Annotated in this window: 15 protein-coding genes and 2 pseudogenes; 8 read left to right on the forward strand and 9 right to left on the reverse strand. The window is 42.5% G+C overall.

The window, feature by feature from the left end:
• Window positions 1-64: 64 nt before the first annotated feature.
• Window positions 65-523 (reverse strand): annotated as a pseudogene (locus tag IPL35_10045) (hypothetical protein).
• Between the two features lie 457 nt (window positions 524-980).
• On the opposite strand from IPL35_10045, the gene IPL35_10050 reads away from it, so the two are divergent.
• The 3 genes from IPL35_10050 (at window position 981) to IPL35_10060 (ending at window position 3,111) form a co-directional block, all read left to right on the forward strand.
• Window positions 981-1,859 carry a hypothetical protein gene (locus tag IPL35_10050; protein MBK8443719.1) on the forward strand — a complete coding sequence of 293 codons (879 nt, stop codon included), beginning with the start codon at window positions 981-983 and terminating at the stop codon, window positions 1,857-1,859.
• Window positions 1,860-2,155: 296 nt separating this feature from the next.
• The gene (locus IPL35_10055; protein ID MBK8443720.1) at window positions 2,156-2,605 is read left to right on the forward strand and encodes a winged helix-turn-helix domain-containing protein; all 450 of its coding nucleotides are present in this window, start codon (window positions 2,156-2,158) and stop codon (window positions 2,603-2,605) included.
• 35 nt (window positions 2,606-2,640) lie between these two features.
• Window positions 2,641-3,111: an IS630 family transposase gene (locus tag IPL35_10060; GenBank protein ID MBK8443721.1), complete on the forward strand. Its 471-nt coding sequence runs from the start codon at window positions 2,641-2,643 to the stop codon at window positions 3,109-3,111.
• Window positions 3,112-3,220: 109 nt separating this feature from the next.
• Here the strand turns inward: IPL35_10060 and secA are convergent, their stop codons facing one another.
• Window positions 3,221-6,601: a preprotein translocase subunit SecA gene (secA, locus tag IPL35_10065; protein MBK8443722.1), complete on the reverse strand. Its 3,381-nt coding sequence runs from the start codon at window positions 6,599-6,601 to the stop codon at window positions 3,221-3,223.
• 490 nt (window positions 6,602-7,091) lie between these two features.
• On the opposite strand from secA, the gene recR reads away from it, so the two are divergent.
• From recR to IPL35_10080, 3 genes are all read left to right on the forward strand, one after another.
• Entirely contained in the window at window positions 7,092-7,721 is a 630-nt protein-coding gene (gene recR, locus IPL35_10070; protein MBK8443723.1) for a recombination protein RecR, read from the forward strand.
• A 15-nt stretch (window positions 7,722-7,736) separates the two neighbouring features.
• On the forward strand, window positions 7,737-8,156 hold the full coding sequence (gene mce, locus IPL35_10075; GenBank protein ID MBK8443724.1) for a methylmalonyl-CoA epimerase: 420 nt from the start codon (window positions 7,737-7,739) through the stop codon (window positions 8,154-8,156).
• A gap of 69 nt (window positions 8,157-8,225) precedes the next feature.
• Window positions 8,226-8,492: a hypothetical protein gene (locus IPL35_10080; protein ID MBK8443725.1), complete on the forward strand. Its 267-nt coding sequence runs from the start codon at window positions 8,226-8,228 to the stop codon at window positions 8,490-8,492.
• 28 nt (window positions 8,493-8,520) lie between these two features.
• Here the strand turns inward: IPL35_10080 and IPL35_10085 are convergent, their stop codons facing one another.
• From IPL35_10085 to IPL35_10095, 3 genes are all read right to left on the reverse strand, one after another.
• Entirely contained in the window at window positions 8,521-9,273 is a 753-nt protein-coding gene (locus IPL35_10085) for a sulfotransferase domain-containing protein (protein ID MBK8443726.1), read from the reverse strand.
• A 45-nt stretch (window positions 9,274-9,318) separates the two neighbouring features.
• Window positions 9,319-10,095 (reverse strand): segregation/condensation protein A, encoded by a 777-nt coding sequence (locus IPL35_10090; protein MBK8443727.1) that lies wholly within the window; start codon window positions 10,093-10,095, stop codon window positions 9,319-9,321.
• 150 nt (window positions 10,096-10,245) lie between these two features.
• The gene (locus IPL35_10095) at window positions 10,246-11,640 is read right to left on the reverse strand and encodes a phosphoglucomutase/phosphomannomutase family protein (GenBank protein ID MBK8443728.1); all 1,395 of its coding nucleotides are present in this window, start codon (window positions 11,638-11,640) and stop codon (window positions 10,246-10,248) included.
• A 130-nt stretch (window positions 11,641-11,770) separates the two neighbouring features.
• On the opposite strand from IPL35_10095, the pseudogene IPL35_10100 reads away from it, so the two are divergent.
• Both IPL35_10100 and IPL35_10105 read left to right on the forward strand, forming a co-directional pair.
• Window positions 11,771-12,467: pseudogene (locus tag IPL35_10100) on the forward strand (protein-L-isoaspartate(D-aspartate) O-methyltransferase).
• A gap of 135 nt (window positions 12,468-12,602) precedes the next feature.
• Window positions 12,603-13,952: a gliding motility-associated C-terminal domain-containing protein gene (locus IPL35_10105; GenBank protein ID MBK8443729.1), complete on the forward strand. Its 1,350-nt coding sequence runs from the start codon at window positions 12,603-12,605 to the stop codon at window positions 13,950-13,952.
• Here the strand turns inward: IPL35_10105 and IPL35_10110 are convergent, their stop codons facing one another.
• The 4 genes from IPL35_10110 to IPL35_10125 form a co-directional block, all read right to left on the reverse strand.
• Window positions 13,953-14,984 carry a metal-dependent hydrolase gene (locus IPL35_10110; protein MBK8443730.1) on the reverse strand — a complete coding sequence of 344 codons (1,032 nt, stop codon included), beginning with the start codon at window positions 14,982-14,984 and terminating at the stop codon, window positions 13,953-13,955.
• Between the two features lie 99 nt (window positions 14,985-15,083).
• Window positions 15,084-15,707: a YdeI/OmpD-associated family protein gene (locus IPL35_10115; GenBank protein MBK8443731.1), complete on the reverse strand. Its 624-nt coding sequence runs from the start codon at window positions 15,705-15,707 to the stop codon at window positions 15,084-15,086.
• Between the two features lie 42 nt (window positions 15,708-15,749).
• Window positions 15,750-16,901 (reverse strand): DUF692 family protein, encoded by a 1,152-nt coding sequence (locus tag IPL35_10120; protein ID MBK8443732.1) that lies wholly within the window; start codon window positions 16,899-16,901, stop codon window positions 15,750-15,752.
• 24 nt (window positions 16,902-16,925) lie between these two features.
• A complete protein-coding gene (locus IPL35_10125; protein MBK8443733.1) occupies window positions 16,926-17,162 on the reverse strand; it encodes a hypothetical protein in 237 nt (78 codons plus the stop codon).
• Window positions 17,163-17,268 lie beyond the last annotated feature (106 nt).

Consider the following 17,268-nt stretch of genomic DNA (forward strand, 5'->3'; position numbering starts at 1 on the left):
CTCAGAACTCGGTTAGCTCACCTCAGAACTCGGTTAGCTCACCTCAGAACTCGGTTAGCTCACCTCAGAACTCGGCTAACTCACCTCCGAACTCGGTTAGCTTACTTCTGAACTCGGTTAGCTTACTTCTGAACTCGGTTAGCTTACTTCTGAACTCGGTTAACTCACTTCTGAACTCGGTTAACTCACTTCTGAACTCGGTTAACTCACTTCTGAACTCGGTTAACTCACTTCTGAACTCGGTTAACTCACTTCTGAACTCGGTTAACTCACTTCTGAACTCGGTTAACTCACTTCTGAACTCGGTTAACTCACTTCTGAACTCGGTTAACTCACTTCTGAACTCGGTTAACTCACTTCTGAACTCGGTTAACTCACTTCTGAACTCGGTTAACTCACTTCTGAACTCGGTTAACTCACTTCTGAACTCGGTTAACTCACTTCTGAACTCGGTTAACTCACTTCTGAACTCGGTTAACTCACTTCTGAACTCGGTTAACTCACTTCTGAACTCGGTTAACTCACTTCTGAACTCGTTAACTCACTTCTGAACTCGTTAACTCACTTCTGAACTCGGTTAACTCACTTCTGAACTCGGTTAACTCCTTCTGAACTCGGTTAACTCACTTCTGAACTCGGTTAACTCACTTCTGAACTCGGTTAACTCACTTCTGAACTCGGTTAACTCACTTCTGAACTCGGTTAACTCACTTCTGAACTCGGTTAACTCACTTCTGAACTCGGTTAACTCACTTCTGAACTCGGTTAACTCACTTCTGAACTCGGTTAACTCACTTCCTGAACTCGGTTAACTCACTTCTGAACTCGGTTAACTCACTTCTGAACTCGGTTAACTCAGTTTTTTTTTAACTTTGACAAATTTTTGAACTTTGTCAAAGTGGTGGGCAACAAAAAAACCTACCTATCCTCTAATCCTAAAAATAAAGGTTCAGACAAATGGAAGTTGGCGGTAATTTGAAATGAGACAAATCTTAATCATAATAGCAATAGCATTAATTGGATGTCAGACGGAAAAGACAGAAACTTCCGTTGACTTCAAAACAACTGTTTTCAATTTGGACAGCCCTAAAGATTCAATCAGTTTTGCGGATTGGCAGGAAACTCATTTATCAAATCAAACCAGCCAAAAAATTGACACCTTATTATTTTCACAAGACACTATTGCAGTTGGTGAACTGTATTATTCTGACGACCAGTTTTTAGTTTATGGATATTGTCAGGGAGAATTTGGCGGTGCTTTGATGTTTCAAGCAAGAGAATCAAAGGACTCAATTTATTATCTTGAATGCACTTGCCCCGTAATGATAGACAAAAGAGATGATGGCTATTACATTACAGAATCTTTGGCTCATATAGATGGATTCGGAAAAGTTCAATGTTTAAAATATCCTAAAGAGTTAGTAAATGTTCATATAGATAGCCTAAGAACAGAATGGAAAGTCAAAAAGTATCCTGACCTAACCGAACATGAAATATGGAAAAAACTTGAAAACCAAGGAACCGTTTTAATTGACACCATTGGATTAACTTTCAGTATGTTTTTTCCTTATGATAATGAAAATTACCTGATTTTTTCTGACTATCAAAACACCTATCTCGGGTTATTAACCACAAATAGCCTAAAAACTGTGGATACTTTATTGAACCTACCTACTTGGACATATAATGATGCACTGAATGACAAAATAAACGGTTATTATCACTACAACTTCAGACGAAGAAGTGATTACAGTAATGACAAAATTATACAAAAAACCGTTTCTTCGGGTGACATATTCGCAAAAGGCGATTCAATAGTAATCGCTTATAGATTTAATGAGACGACTGAAAATAAATAAAAAACTACTGCCAACAATGGTTAAAAAATCATAGCTGCCCTTCGGAACAGTAACGCTTTTTAGCCGAGCCGTTGTGAAAAACAAAAATCCTGTCTATCCCTTCATCCTAAAAATAAAGGTTCAGGCAAATGGAAGTTTTGAACTCGGTTAGCTTATACCATTAAAACAACTATTTGGCATAGTTATTATGGTATGGTAATTATGTCATTACCCATAGAACTTATCATAAAAGAGTCAGCAGATTACCTAAAACAGCTACATAAAAAGCCAAAAGGAAGGGCGTTTCTAAAATAAAGATGTTGATGAATATCCAAAGCGGTATCCACCACAATCATCTTCTTGCCATCAAGTCAGGGGCTTCTGTGCGTTCGATAAACAGGTGGAAAGCTACTTACCAATCGCAGGGACTTGATGGATTGCTCAGGGACAATAGAGGTGGTGATTTCCGTAGCCAACTCGAGACAGCAGACAAGGAGCGGATATCGCAAAAGCTAAAAGATCCCAAGAATGGGTTGCGCACCTACAAAGAAGCACAGCAGTGGCTGAAGTCGGAGTTGGGTATTGAAAAGCAATACAATACGGTAAGGATGTATCTGAAGCGAAACTTTGGCACAAAACTCAAGGTGGGTAGAAAAAGCCATATCAAAAAGGACGAAGCGGCGGTTGATACTTTTAAAAAAAACTTATCAAACACGCAGAAGGCATTAAAAATAAGGAGTTTCGTCTTTCAGGCTGCCAGTGTATAAATATTTATGTTGCTGACGAAAGCAGGGTCGGGTTATTGCCCAATATAAGACGATGCCTTACCGCAAAGGGCGTAAAACCCATCGTAGCTTACCAACATCGCTTCCAAAACTTCTATCTCTTTGGTGCCTATTCCCCCATCAACGGAGACAATCTTACCTTAGAAATGCCTTACTGTAATACGGTCTGCTTTCAAATATTTATAGATAAACTCTCCGTACAAAAGCCTGAAGAATTCAAGATAATTCTACTTGACAATGGTGCTTTTCACCACAGCCGACAATTGGTAATTCCTAAAAATATTCATCTGTTGTTTATTCCTCCTTACTCTCCCGAATTAAACCCCGCAGAGATGATATGGCGATTCATCAAGGGCAAAACTGCTAACATTATTTGCAAAGATCTGGAAGAACTCTCCGCCAAAGTCACTGATATTATCAACGATATGAGTAACGTTATCATTCAATCCATTACAGGTTGGAAACTTTTTACAAACTGTGCCTTTTAGATGTTTATTTGGTATTAGTTCTCAGAACGGGCGTGTTGGAGGTAAAAAAAATCGCCTCTTTTCTAAAAAAGAGACGATTGAAAAAAACTGAATATAAAACCAATTTTATTTATTGTTCACTCTGCTGTCCGTGGCAGTTTTTGTATTTTTTGCCGCTACCGCAAGGGCAGGGGTCGTTGCGTCCGATTTTAGGACCTACGCGCACAGGAGCAGGCGGCGGCATAGAGGGACGTGTCCGCTGCTGCTGCGAAGCATCGGCACTTTCGGCGGTTTCGTCGCCCACCTCACTGCGCGAAGTACGCAATTGTGTATTATTAGAGCCTTCGTTGAGTTGGCGGGGTCGAGTACCTTCCAAAGAGCTGGTGACTTCGGTAGCTACTACGGTTTCAGGGGTTTCTTGCTGCACCATCAGTCCGGCACGGAACAAAAACGCCGCCACCTCACGATTCACTTCTTGTACCATTTGTTTAAACAACTGAAAAGCCTCCAATTTATAAATCAGAAGCGGGTCTTTTTGTTCGTGCACTGCCATTTGCACCGCCTGTTTGAGTTCGTCCATCTGGCGCAGATGCTCTTTCCAAGCCTCATCAATAAAAGCGAGCGATGCTGATTTTTCCAAAGCCGCCCAAGCTGCCGCCCCCTGCGTATCAAAAGCATCTTTGAGGGTGGTGGTAATTTGCATAGCGTGTTTGCCGTCGGTAAACGGAAACACTAAATTTTGAATAGTATGATTGGGCGTAGAAAACACATTTTGGATAAACGGAAATACCGTTTGTGCGATATGCTGGCTTTTGCGCTTATAAAGAGCCAAGGCTTCGTGATAGAGTTTATCAATCAAAACTTCGGGTTTGCGGGTGCTTTTAAATTCGCTTTCGGTAATTTCGGTATCTAACGAGAAGAATCGCAGCACATCTATATTAAAGTTTTCAAAATCGGCGGCGGGCAAATGGGTATTTACCAAATCGGTGGCGAGTTCATAAAACATATTGTACAAATCCACCTGCAAACGCTCGCCCATCAAAGCATTGCGGCGGCGGGTATAGATAACGGTACGTTGTGAGTTCATCACGTCATCATACTCCAACAAGCGTTTGCGCACGCCAAAGTTATTTTCTTCCACTTTTCTCTGCGCGCGCTCAATGGATTTGGTAATCATAGAATGTTGAATTACTTCGCCTTCTTTGTAGCCCATTTTATCCATTACATTGGCAATACGCTCCGAGCCAAACAAGCGCATCAGGGTATCATCTAACGACACATAGAACTGCGAAGTACCCGGATCGCCCTGACGACCGGCGCGTCCGCGCAACTGTCTGTCCACGCGGCGGCTGTCGTGGCGTTCTGTGCCGATAATCGCCAATCCGCCTGTTTCTTTCACGCCTGCACCCAATTTAATATCCGTACCGCGCCCTGCCATATTGGTAGCAATGGTAACAGTTCCGGCAATACCGGCTTCTGCAACAATTTCGGCTTCGCGAGCGTGTTGTTTGGCATTGAGTACATTGTGTTTAATGTTTTTCATGGTGAGCATGCGGCTCAAAAGCTCCGACACATCTACGGCAGTAGTACCCACCAGCACCGGACGACCCGCATCTTGCAAGCGCACGATTTCATCAATAACGGCGGCGTATTTTTCTTTTTTGGTACGATACACCAAATCATCTTTATCATTTCTGGAAATTTTTCGGTTGGTAGGAATCACCACACAATCCAGCTTATAAATATCCCAAAATTCCTGCGCTTCGGTTTCGGCAGTACCCGTCATACCTGCCAATTTGTGATACATACGAAAATAATTCTGCAAAGAAATAGTGGCATAAGTTTGGGTAGCTGCTTCTATGGTCACATTTTCTTTGGCTTCTATGGCTTGGTGCAAGCCGTCAGAATATCGGCGACCTTCCAAAATACGCCCCGTTTGCTCATCTACTATTTTCACTTTGCCGTCCATCACCACATATTCCACATCTCTTTCAAAAAGGGCATAAGCCTTCAACAATTGCTGCACCGAGTGTATGCGCTCCGACTTGATAGCATAGTTGTTTACGATTTGGTCTTTAGCATTGATTTTTTCTTCGGAAGAAAGTTCAGTATTGCGTTCCAAATCCGCCAGTTCCGACCCCATATCGGGCAATATAAAGAAGGTGGGGTCTTCGCCGGAATAAGTGATGAGTTCAATTCCTTTTTCGGTTAAGTCCACGCTGTTGTTGCGCTCATCAATGGTAAAATACAATTCACGGTCAGCAATGGGCATTTTCTTTTGTTGCTCCTGCAAGAAGTAGTTTTCTGTTTTTTGCAAAAGTACTTTCATACCTGACTCTCCCAAAAATTTGATAAGAGCACCATTTTTAGGCAAGCCCCGATAAGCCCTGAACAACATCAGTCCGCCGCTTTGCTCGTCTGTTTTTCCTTCGGTAATGAGTTGTTTGGCTTCCGAGAGGCACTGTGTTACCAAACGGCGTTGAGCCTCCACCAATTTTTCAATGCGGGGTTTAAGCTGGTCAAATTCGTGGCGGTCGCCCTGCTCCACCGGACCCGATATAATAAGGGGTGTTCGGGCATCGTCAATCAATACGGAGTCCACCTCGTCCACCATAGCATAGTGGTGTTTTTTCTGCACAAGTTCGCCGGGTTGTCGGCACATATTATCGCGTAGATAATCAAAGCCAAATTCGTTGTTAGTGCCGTAGGTGATGTCGGCGGCATAAGCGCGGCGGCGTGCTTCGGAATTGGGTTGGTGGCGGTCGATACAATCTACGGTAAGCCCCAAAAAGTTAAAAAGCCCTCCCATCCATTCCGAGTCGCGCAAGGAGAGATAATTATTAACGGTAACGATATGAACACCTTCGCCGGCAATTGCATTGAGGTAAGCGGGCAAAGTAGCCACGAGGGTTTTACCTTCGCCGGTAGCCATTTCCGAAATTTTTCCTTGATGCAGCACCACACCGCCAATAAGCTGCACATCGTAGTGGAGCATATCCCAAGTAATAAGATTACCCGCCGCCATCCACGCATTTTTGTAATGCGCCGTATCGCCTTCGATGATGATATGCGGGCGAATGGCAGCAAGTTGGCGGTCGAGGTCGGTAGCACGCACACTCAAAGAAGTGTTTTCTTTAAAGCGGCGGGCGGTTTGTTTTACTACCGCAAAAGCCTGCGGCAGCAACTGCATCAGCACTTCTTCAATTTTTTCGTTGCGTTGTTTATTGAGTACATCTACCTGCTTAAAGATGACCTCTTTTTCTTCGGGAGATACCTCTGGCGAGGCGGCACGCTGACGGGCGGCGGCAATTTCCTGATTTAGGCTGCTGATATAGATTTGCACCTGCTCTTTAAAAAAGAGGGTTTTCAAGCGCAGTTCATCATGGCTGATGTGTTGCAGTTTGTCATACTCCTCATTTATTTTTTTTATATAAGGTGTAAGTTCTTTTATATCTTTTTCCTTTTTATCACCCCCAAAAAGAGAAGTGATTATTTTTCCGAAAAAACTCATTGTAGATTTATAATTAATAATATGATGGAAAAATAAAAAATTTTAATAGCAATATAATTTTAAGTTCAGATTTCCTTTGGCAACAGAGCATTTAAGCAACAAGTAATCTTGGTTTATCTTTCGCCATTTTTTTGGTTTCTGACTCACAAAGGTAGGTGATTTTGCTATATTTTTTTGTTAAAAAATACCAATATACTGCGGTGCGGTATAATAGATGATATAGGTATAGTCAAAAGTTGTGCTTAAAAAAGGCTTATGTTTGCAGGAGAGGCAAAAGAATTTATTTTTCATCATAAATAATTGATAATGAAATAGATAGCAATGTTTTATTTTTTTTAAAAGCCTATAATATTGATACTAATATTTTGACAAAACAAAGAATAAATCTGCAATGATGACAGTTTTTAGCTGCCATTATGTCTGTCTAAAAAAATAGATTGCAGTATATATTATTATCAATTGCTTATCTTTACTCGCCGAAACAATAGATATGAATATACCTTCCAAATTGATAGAAAATGCCGTACAAGAGTTTTCGCGGCTGCCGGGTATCGGAAAAAAAACAGCCTTGCGCTTGGTATTGCATTTGCTCAAGCAACCCACCGAAGAGGTGAATTTTTTTACGGAAGCCATACATCGGTTGCGCCACGAAATTCGTTTTTGTGTGCATTGCCATAATGTTTCGGACGGCGAAGTGTGTGGCATTTGCGCCGACCCTCGCCGCGACGACAGCCTGCTGTGTGTGGTGGAGTCTTTGCGCGAAGTAATAGCCATAGAAAGCACGCAGCAATATCGCGGACGCTACCATGTACTGGGCGGTTTGATTTCGCCAATGGACGGCATCGGACCGGAAAAGCTGCATATTTTTTCGCTATTGGAACGCCTCAAAGCACCCGACAGCAGCGTAAAAGAACTGATTATGGCACTCAGCCCCACGATGGAGGGCGACACCACCATATTTTACATCACACGGCAGTTGGAGGGCGGCGATTTAAGAATTTCAACACTATCGCGGGGGGTGGCTTTTGGCGGCGAATTAGAATATGTGGACGAACTCACTTTGGCACGCTCTATTGCTTCGCGGCTGCCTTTTGAACAATATTTAAGCAAAACAGATTAGAAAAGTATAAAAAAAATGGAGCTTTTATTTAAAAATCTGGAACACATCGGTATTGCCGTTGCCAATTTAGAACAATCCAACGCCCTATTTACCGCCCTTATCGGCAAAGCCCCCTACAAAAGCGAAGCCGTAGCAAGCGAAGGAGTAACGACTTCTTTTTTTGAAGGCGGCAACTGCAAAATAGAACTTCTGGAAGCCACGCGCCCCGACAGCCCGATTGCGAAGTTTATCGAAAAACGCGGCGAGGGCATACACCACTTAGCCTTTGAAGTAGCCGATATAGCGGCGGCGATGGATACGCTTCGGCAGCGCGGTTTTCGGCTCTTAAACGAGCAGCCCAAAGCCGGAGCCGACAACAAACTGATTTGCTTTATTCACCCCAAAGACACCAACGGCGTATTGATAGAGCTATGTCAGGAGCGCAACGATACATAAGCACAGCGAGCATTTTCACGAAACTTTTTAGCCTGCTTTATCGTTTATCAATATCTGTAAATATATAATATGGTAACAATTATCAAATTCGTACTTTGGGTACTTTTGTTATATTATGGTTTTCGTTTGTTGGGGCAGTTGCTGTTCAAAGGAGCAATTTCGCGCCTGCAAAAAGCCGCCGAAGAACAATACCGCCGCCAAAGCGGTTATGAGCCGGAGCGTCCGGTGGGCGATATTCGTATAGAAAAAAACGGTTCGCAGCAGCAGCATTCAGGTAGCAAAAACACCACAGTTGCCGAGCAAGGCGAATATGTTGATTACGAAGAAGTGAAATAAGAAATCACGCTTAAAATCATTACAAAATCTACACCGCATAGCCCATAGCGGCGATGCGTTTGCCAAACTCCCGATGAAAAGCCGCCAACACTGTCGGCTCCATTTCCGTTTGGTAGCGTCCGCTTTGGGCTTTATTATAGTGCAAAGCCCCCAAAGTGGAGGGAGCTAAATTATCTTTTTCGTATTTTTTCAAAATATTGGTAAGCACGGCATCGCTGAGGTGTAGAGCCAGATATTTATTGACACGCTGCAAAGCCGCCAAAGGCTCTTGCTGCAAATCTTCATAAGCCACCATCACCACTTTATCGCCCAAGCGGTGGTATGCTTCCCATATTTTCAGCCAATTATCTATTTGGCGAAATGCGGTTTTTTGGTCTAAAAACTGGTAAAAAGTATGATTTTTACCTTCGGCGGCAATTTTTTTGCCGTGGTCGAGTGCCGAAACATACACATCGCGGGGGTCGCGGTAGGTATAGATGAGTTTGGCAAATTTGAATTGGAGCAAAAAACGCAAAGCCCAAGTAGGGGCGTGGTGGGTTTTGACTACAAAATCGCCGGTTTTTTCCGAAATTTTATACAAATGCCACAATTTTCTGAGCGACATTTTGCCGATATTATTGTTGTTGGGCGTTTGGATATGGTTGTACCAGCCCAAATTGAGTTGGTGTTGTTGTTTAATCTGTTCTATGGGGGGGTGTCCTGCTTCCAACAACATTTCGTTGAGCAAAAAATACATATAAGCACTCCCCGATTTTTGCATTCCGGCACTAATGAGAATCATCGTTGTTGATTAAGATAGTAGAGTATTATAAAAAAGCTGTTATTGTCAAATTTCATCTAAAATAGCTTCTTCCTGAATTTTCAGCCAAGCATTATTAAATCCTTCTCCGATAACAATAGCAACCAACTGCTCCTGTATCAATTCTAACAAAGCCAAAAACCTAAAAATAGCGTGTATGCGATTATCGCAGCAACCAAATACAAACTCAAAAGTAAGGGAGTCGCTATCGTTATTGGCATCGTTCAAAAACTCCAAAATAGCCTGCCGCTCTTGAATAATCGTATAAGGGAGCTTAACAACTTGATGTACTATTTCGTGGGTTCTTTGCTCAAAGCGCGCCAATACTTTATGAAACACCTTCATTAATTTATAAAGGCTCAGATTTTCCATTTCCATTTCGCGCCCCAAAGTTTCGTAAGCCCACAGCACTTCGCCTTGTGCATTGCCCCGCGAAAACTGCAAAGCCCGCAAAACTTCCAACTGCTTCAGTTCCTCCAGAATATGCTTAAATTTTTTATATTCAATCAATTTATTCACCAACTCTTCGCGTGGGTCAATTTCTTGTCCGGCTTCGTTGATTTCTTTGCGGGGCAGCAGCATTTTGGCTTTGATGCGCATCAGCGTAGCCGCCACCAAAATAAATTCACTGGCTACTTCTATGTTGAGGCTTTTGAGTTGATGAATATACTCCAAAAATTCCTGTGTGATTTTGGCGATGGGAATATCGTAAATATTGAGTTCGTCGCGCTCAATAAAATAGAGCAACAAATCAAAGGGTCCTTCAAAATGCTGAAGTTTGACGGTATAAGGGGCGGCAACGATAGCAGACACTTTTATATACTTTTTTTAGAGGTTTTTTTATTCAGAACACATACAGCAGCACAACAAGCAATATGCAGCAGAATAAATCACTGCAAAAATATTGCCCTTTGCTACTGCTGTATGCGATGGAATAAAAGAAAAAAAACGAGCTTACGCCAACAAAACGGCTTTGGTATCGCTCAAAATATCATTTACGGCGGCAATGTCGGCGGCTTCGGCATACACCCGCAACACCGGCTCTGTGCCCGAAGCACGAATCATCATCCACGCATCATTATCAAAATGAAACTTGTAGCCATCAATATTTTCAATGCGGCGCACCTGATATTTTCCGAACTGATGATAAACACCCTCCTGACAATTTCGCAGCACTTTTTGTTTGAGTGCTTCGTTGATGTGCAAGTCGTTGCGGTCATACACAAAAGCACCTACAATATCATATACTTCTGCGATCAGTTCGCTCAATTTTTTACCACTTACCGCCATCAATTCAAACAAGAGCAATCCCATCCAAATACCATCGCGCTCAGGAATATGTCCTTTCACGGCAATACCGCCGCTTTCTTCGCCGCCCACCAATACATCTTCTTTATTCATAATTTCGCAGATGTATTTAAAACCGATTTTGGTAATTTGGCAAGGCAAATTATAGTGCGCACACATTTTTTTCACGCGGTCGGTTACAGAAAAAGCCGCTACTACTTTACCGCTCATATTTTTATATTTTGCCATGTAATGAATAAGCAATAAAATAATATGGTGAGCATCTACAAAATTACCGCGCTCATCGTACATACCAATGCGGTCGGCATCACCATCATTGGCAAGTCCGGCGTGGTAGTTGCCCTCTTTAAGCAGTTGCGACAACTCTTGCAGATTTTTGTGCAAAGGTTCGGGAGCCCTCCCTTTGAAAGAAGGGTTAAAATCGCAGTGCAAAAGGGTAGCGGAAGGTAAAATGCGCGGCAACACATCTTGTCCTGCTCCGTACATAGCATCATAAGCAATAGACAAGCGGCGCATGGCAGCCAAATCAAATTTGTTGCTCACTTCATCAAAATACATTTGCTCCAAATCGTGCCATTGGAGCAATCCTTCGGCTTCGAGGGTGGCGAGGTCGCTCTGCGGCACAGCTACCGGCGTATCGGGAATGAGATTTTCTACTTCATTGATAAGGTCGGGGGCGGTAGGTCCGCCGTAATAATCTTTGAGCTTGTAGCCGTTGTAAGAAGGCGGGTTGTGGCTCGCTGTAATTACGATACCCTGCTGCGCTTTGAGCAGAACAGTAGCCAAAGATACCATCGGGGTAGAAGCGAATTTTTTGGCACGATGCACTTTTACGCCATTGGCACAAAATACGCGAGTAGCCACATCGCTGAACAAAGCACCACCGAAGCGGCAGTCGTGACCAATCACTACGGCAGGATTTTCAAAACGCCGATGCAACCAGTCGGCAACTGCTTTGGTTACACGTGCCACATTTTCTACCGTATAATCATCAGCAATAATGGCACGCCAGCCGTCGGTGCCGAATTTTATTTTTATCATAATTTAAAAAAAGAAAAAAATTATCCTTAAAAAAATATTGAAATAAGGGATTAGTTAATTTTGTGCAACTTTAAGCGCAAAAGTAGTAAAAAAAGTCATCATTGCTTTATAAAAACACCTATAACCAAACATGAAATCCTTAGGCGCAGTAGATACACCACACACGCAAGGTATGCGTTTGCATTTGATAGAAGAAATTCGTAAAAAAGGAATGGTAAGTGAACGCGTATTGCAAGCTCTCAATGCAGTGCCCCGACATTATTTTATGGACAGTGCCTTTTGCACACTATGCCTACACCGACCGCGCTTTTCATATTGACGAAGAGCAAACGATTTCGCAGCCTTCTACGGTGGCGTTCCAAACAGAACTGTTAAATGTACAGCTCAACGACAAAATTTTGGAAATCGGTACAGGCTCAGGGTATCAGGCTTGTGTGCTGCATGTGTTGGGGGCGCGGGTATTTACGATAGAGCGCATACAAGCTTTGCACAAAAAAGCGGTAGAATTATGGCAAAAAAATTAGGTTTTTTTCGTATCAACGCTCGCTTTGGCGATGGCTACGAAGGCTGGCAAAGCCAAGCACCTTTTGATAAAATATTAATAACGGCAGCAGCACCGGAGTTGCCCGAAAAGCTATTACAACAACTCAAAATAGGAGGTATTATGGTAGTGCCACACGGCGACAGTTCCAAAACGCAAACCATGTTTGAAAATCACAAAATTGGAAGAAGGGAAATATCAAATAGAAGAAAAAGGTACATTTACATTTGTACCTATGTTACCCGGTCAAGAGATAGAAAGCCGTTTTATAAATAAAAAAATTTAAAAAAAGAGAAGGGTTTTATAACAAAACACTGAAATAAATTTAATTTTACAACTCGCCGAGTTATTTTGGTCAAATTCTTGTGTTAACTATTTGAAAAAACATTTTTCTTTTATTTTTGTCTATTTATTTTTCTGTATGAAAAAAATAATTCTTCTGTGGATAGTCTGCTATTGGGCAGGGAATTGGTGTGTGGCACAATCAGATTGTTTTACAGTAAATGCAGGCAATGATGCCACTATTTGTTTGGGAGAAAGTGCCGAATTGAACGGCAGCTACAGCAACGGCGAAATATTGGGGTTTTCGTGGAGTCCACTGGCGGGTTTGTCTAATCCTGACACCTTGCACCCCACCGTAAATATTACACAAACCACCACCTACACACTCACCGTAGAAGGCGTTTCGGGCAATGAACTCATCACCAACGGCAATTTCAACAATGGAGCTACCGGATTTACGAGCGATTATAACAATATAGCCGCCGCCGACTCTTTTTTAATTGTACAAGGCACTTATAAAATAGGCGTACACGGCGAACAAGCCAACCCCAGCTGGGTGCACTGTTTTGACCACAGCAGCGGCAACGGCAGCAGCGGTATGATGTGCATCAACGGCTCGCCCACACCCAACGCCAAAGTATGGTGCCAAACAGTAAATGTAGAGAGCAACACAGATTATGCTTTTTCTACTTGGGTGCAGTCGCTTTCTGCCAAAAACGGCGGCGACACCACACAAACCAACAACCCCGCCATTTTACAATTTTCTATCAACAGCACCAACCTCCAACAACCTTTCCAAGCCTCCATCAACACCTGCGACTGGCAACAATTTTATGCCACCTGGAATTCGGGTACACTCACTTCCGCAGATATTTGTATCGTGAATCAAAACACACAAACCTACGGCAACGACTTTGCCATTGACGATATTTCATTTAAAAAATTATGCGCCATTACAGACGAAGCACAAGTAATTATTGACACTTCATTAGATGGGTTTACATTAGGCAACGACCGTACCATGTGCCAAAACTCATCAACAAGTATTCAGGCTCCTGTTATATCAGGAGCTACTTTTGTGTGGCAAAACGGCAGCAGTGGCAGCAATTTTACGGCTACTCAGGGCGGCGACTATTGGGTGCAAGCCACTACCGCCGCCGGCTGTACCGCCGCCGACACACTCACCGTCACCGAAACCGGCTGCTGCACTTTATTTATTCCCAGTGCATTCAGCCCCAACAACGACGACGTGAATGACGAATTTAAACCCATTTATGCCTGCGATGTTGAAGATTACGAATTTAAAATTTTCAATCGCTGGGGCAATCAGGTGTTTTCTACTTCCGACAAAAACAACGGCTGGGACGGCACACTCAACGGCGATGCTTCCGCCATCGGTGTTTATTTCTGGTATGTATCGTTCAAAGCACAGGAAGAAGGCGTGATGGTAGAAAAATTTGAAAAAGGCAATGTCACTTTGGTCAGGTAATCAAATACCTTTCATACGTTGCCAATATTCAAGCATAAATTTTTTAAAATCGCCCCTTCCGAAATCAGGCTGATGCTCATACACTTGTAACGTGCCGTCGGGTTGCTCGCGCAATTCTACATCTAAAAAATATTTAGTATCTTCGTCAAAATGCCAGGCGGTGAGTGTACCGAAACACAAATCGTGAAAATGTAAAGTATCGTTTTTGCGGCTGAGGGTATAAAAATCACGGCTAAACCAGCGCAATTCCTGAGCAGCGTGCGTATCGGCAAGCCCACCCCACAAGTGTTCGTCGCGCTCTATTTTTTTCAGAGGTATCAATTGCTCACGATTATCAAAAATAGAGCAGTAGCCGAAATAAAAATTATTGTCGGCGGTTTGTGCTACATTATACCACATCGTATTGGCAAAAGGCATCGGTGCGGAAAAAATGCGCTGATATTGGATGTTTTGTGCTACCAAAGAGGCTTTGAAATATCGCTCCACGCTCCATTTATTAAATACCGTAAACAACAAATAAGCACAACTGATACCAATACCGAGATAATTCCAAAAGCGGCGGTGCGGTGATATTTTTGGCAAAAATGCAGCAATCAGCACACAAATCAAAAAGGGTAAAGTATAAAGCGGATCTACCACAAAAATACTGCTCACGGCGGCGCGATGCCGGCTAAAAGGCAAAAACAAAGAAGTGCCATAGGTAGTAAACCAATCCAGCAAAGGGTGCGTTACCAAACTCAGTGCGAATAATTTTCGCCAATCATTAAGTGTGGTAGTGTGGCGATAGCGACGTTTGCGCCATACCAAATACGCCAGCGGAAAAGCCAGCAACACACATATCAACAGTGCGTGCGAATAGCCTCTATGTGTAGAAAGACGTTGGATATAATCAAAAAACGGCAAAAATACCACATCTAAATCAGGAATAGTGCCGCCGATTGCGCCCCACAGCATCGCGCGGTTGCCGATTTTTTTTCCCAAAACAGCTTCTCCGCAAGCTGCCCCCAATACGATTTGTGACAATGAATCCATACAAAAAAAGTATGCCGGAAACAGCCTTTTTTTATATTCCAAAAAAGCAATTTTCAGCAGCCCAAAAGTACGGAAATTTAGTTAATTCACAACCCCGATTCACTTGTCATTTAAACCCTCACCATTCAATATTTTTTGTCTATATTTTTCTATTCTGTTGAATCTTGATTGTGCTTGTTTGGGCTGCAAAAAATAAATAATATACCCTCTTTGCCTTCCGGCAGTTAAGGCATAAAACGCTTTCTTAAATTCAGGATATTCATCAAATTCTGCCAAAAGTTCATCGGGTACAACGGGCATAGTATTGTTTTTTATTTCCGATTTTTGCCCCGATTTTTCAATGTATATTGCTTCGGCTATATAAGATTTTATGATTTCGCTATGTTCTGTTATTTGCCCAATATTTGTGTATTTAATGATGCGCCCTGCTGTTGTATTATCGCCTTGTTTTATAAGTATTTTATAAAAATCTTTCAATAAATGTCCTTTAAAAAAACTAATACAGGCGTAGTCTTTGAAGGAAGTTATGATGAGAATATTCTTATTTTGCAAAGTATAGCAAGGAACACCCCATTTTATTTGTTCAGTCAAACCACTCTCTAATACAAGCTGCCTCAGCAACATTAATTCCGCCCGCCAAGCATTAACCTTACATTTTGGCGTTGCTCCGAGTTTGCAACGCATACAACCATCAATAAGATACTTATCTACCAAGGAATTCATTTGTATTTATTTAGTATTTAAAGATGTAATAACAATGCGAAATTATTTAAAAAATCGCTCAAAGCCATCTTTCCATTTTTGGGCAATTTGCATAGCAGTGGCGAGCATCGCATTATCCCATTTTTCTACTGCCCACGCCGAATGAGCCAATACAGAATTGCCCAATAAGGCTCTGGCTTGTTCTACATCAGGTGCAGTTTCTAAAATACGCGACAGCTCCATTTGTTGTTGGTAGAGGTCGTCATCTTCGGGAATCTCGGAAGGAATTTGGGAAAGGAGGGGCGGCGCAAAATTTTTTACGGGCGAAGCAGCAGGATTTTGGAGGGTGCAATATTGGGCTACACACTGCGACATTCGCACAAAATCATTTTGAAACAACTGCTGTGCCTCACTTGTATTCAGGCTTATGCCTATTTGTTCCAATATCACCCATTGCACATTTTCGCAAAGCGGCAAAGCTGTTTGTAGCAAATCCCACACAGCGGCGGGTACGGCGGCATCGTGCGTATCGCGGCGAACCGTTTTGTGGGCTACCTGCGCCCAACTGCCGCCTGACAGATGAATTTCGCGCACCAAATGCAAAGGATAAAGCGACAGGAGTTCGGCAAAGGGGATATTAAAATTTACACTTTGGCAATACACATTGTGCAAATCCAAAATAATAAATCCGTTTACGGGCTGCACGAGTTGCTGAAGAAAATCGCCGTGTTTTTTCACTTCGTCAATATGGTAGGCAAATGCCAAATTTTCCAAACCCACCGCACAGGAGCAGGCATCTTGCAGGCGGCAGAGGCGATCTTGCCCGAGGCGCAACGTGGCGGCAGTGAGTGGCACACCCAAAGGAGCACCTTTATGAAAATCCTCGCCCGTCATAAATCCGAAGTGCTCGGTGACGTGCGCAAAATTATAGCGGCGTGCAATACGGCTCAATTGTTGCAACCACAAGTTTTGCTCGGGCAGCCATTTTCCGCTAAACAAAGAAAAAACAATACCGTGTCCGATTAAGCGGTGTTCCTTACTGAAAGTATCCAAAAGAGCCTCGAACCACCCAGGCAATGGTGTAGCCGCACGATGATACAAAGCATCAAAAGACCATTCAAACGCTTCCACTTCACCTTTTTGCAGCAAAGGCAAAGCAGCAGACAACAAATTTCCGTCTAAATTAAGCGATAAACCGACGTGTATGCTTGGCATCATAAATAAAATAATCAATCATCATCAACCCATTCCGCAAGCAGGGCAAGAATGAGGATTATAGTTTTGATTATTTTCCTTTGAATACTCCGGCCTTGCTTCGGAAGCGTACACAGGTTCTTTATCAATAACTACTTTTTGCGTTCCATTAAAAGCACCATCAGGTATGCTCAGTGTTTCGTCTTTGCTGCAAGCACTGTTAAGGCTGGTAATTGCCAAGGCTATTGCCATAGATTGCAAAACAGATGAATGAATTTTCATATAATATAGTTTTTATTGTGTAAAAAAATAAAATTATTACTGTATCATAAAGATACACTTAATACGTAAAATGCTGCTTAACATGATACTAAAAGTTTTTTTATTT

This window comes from Sphingobacteriales bacterium (assembly GCA_016711285.1).
Taxonomy (GTDB): domain Bacteria; phylum Bacteroidota; class Bacteroidia; order Chitinophagales; family UBA2359; genus JADJTG01.

Excerpts from the sequence above, each read along its gene's own strand:
- IPL35_10105 (MBK8443729.1), top strand. The coding sequence starts at position 12,603 with ATGAAAAAAATAATTCTTCTGTGGATAGTCTGCTATTGGGCAGGGAAT.
- IPL35_10080 (MBK8443725.1), top strand. The coding sequence starts at position 8,226 with ATGGTAACAATTATCAAATTCGTACTTTGGGTACTTTTGTTATATTAT.
- IPL35_10120 (MBK8443732.1), bottom strand. The coding sequence starts at position 16,901 with ATGCCAAGCATACACGTCGGTTTATCGCTTAATTTAGACGGAAATTTG.
- IPL35_10125 (MBK8443733.1), bottom strand. The coding sequence starts at position 17,162 with ATGAAAATTCATTCATCTGTTTTGCAATCTATGGCAATAGCCTTGGCA.
- IPL35_10095 (MBK8443728.1), bottom strand. The coding sequence starts at position 11,640 with ATGATAAAAATAAAATTCGGCACCGACGGCTGGCGTGCCATTATTGCT.
- IPL35_10110 (MBK8443730.1), bottom strand. The coding sequence starts at position 14,984 with ATGGATTCATTGTCACAAATCGTATTGGGGGCAGCTTGCGGAGAAGCT.
- recR (MBK8443723.1), top strand. The coding sequence starts at position 7,092 with ATGAATATACCTTCCAAATTGATAGAAAATGCCGTACAAGAGTTTTCG.
- mce (MBK8443724.1), top strand. The coding sequence starts at position 7,737 with ATGGAGCTTTTATTTAAAAATCTGGAACACATCGGTATTGCCGTTGCC.
- IPL35_10115 (MBK8443731.1), bottom strand. The coding sequence starts at position 15,707 with ATGAATTCCTTGGTAGATAAGTATCTTATTGATGGTTGTATGCGTTGC.
- IPL35_10085 (MBK8443726.1), bottom strand. The coding sequence starts at position 9,273 with ATGATTCTCATTAGTGCCGGAATGCAAAAATCGGGGAGTGCTTATATG.
- IPL35_10050 (MBK8443719.1), top strand. The coding sequence starts at position 981 with ATGAGACAAATCTTAATCATAATAGCAATAGCATTAATTGGATGTCAG.
- secA (MBK8443722.1), bottom strand. The coding sequence starts at position 6,601 with ATGAGTTTTTTCGGAAAAATAATCACTTCTCTTTTTGGGGGTGATAAA.
- IPL35_10055 (MBK8443720.1), top strand. The coding sequence starts at position 2,156 with ATGTTGATGAATATCCAAAGCGGTATCCACCACAATCATCTTCTTGCC.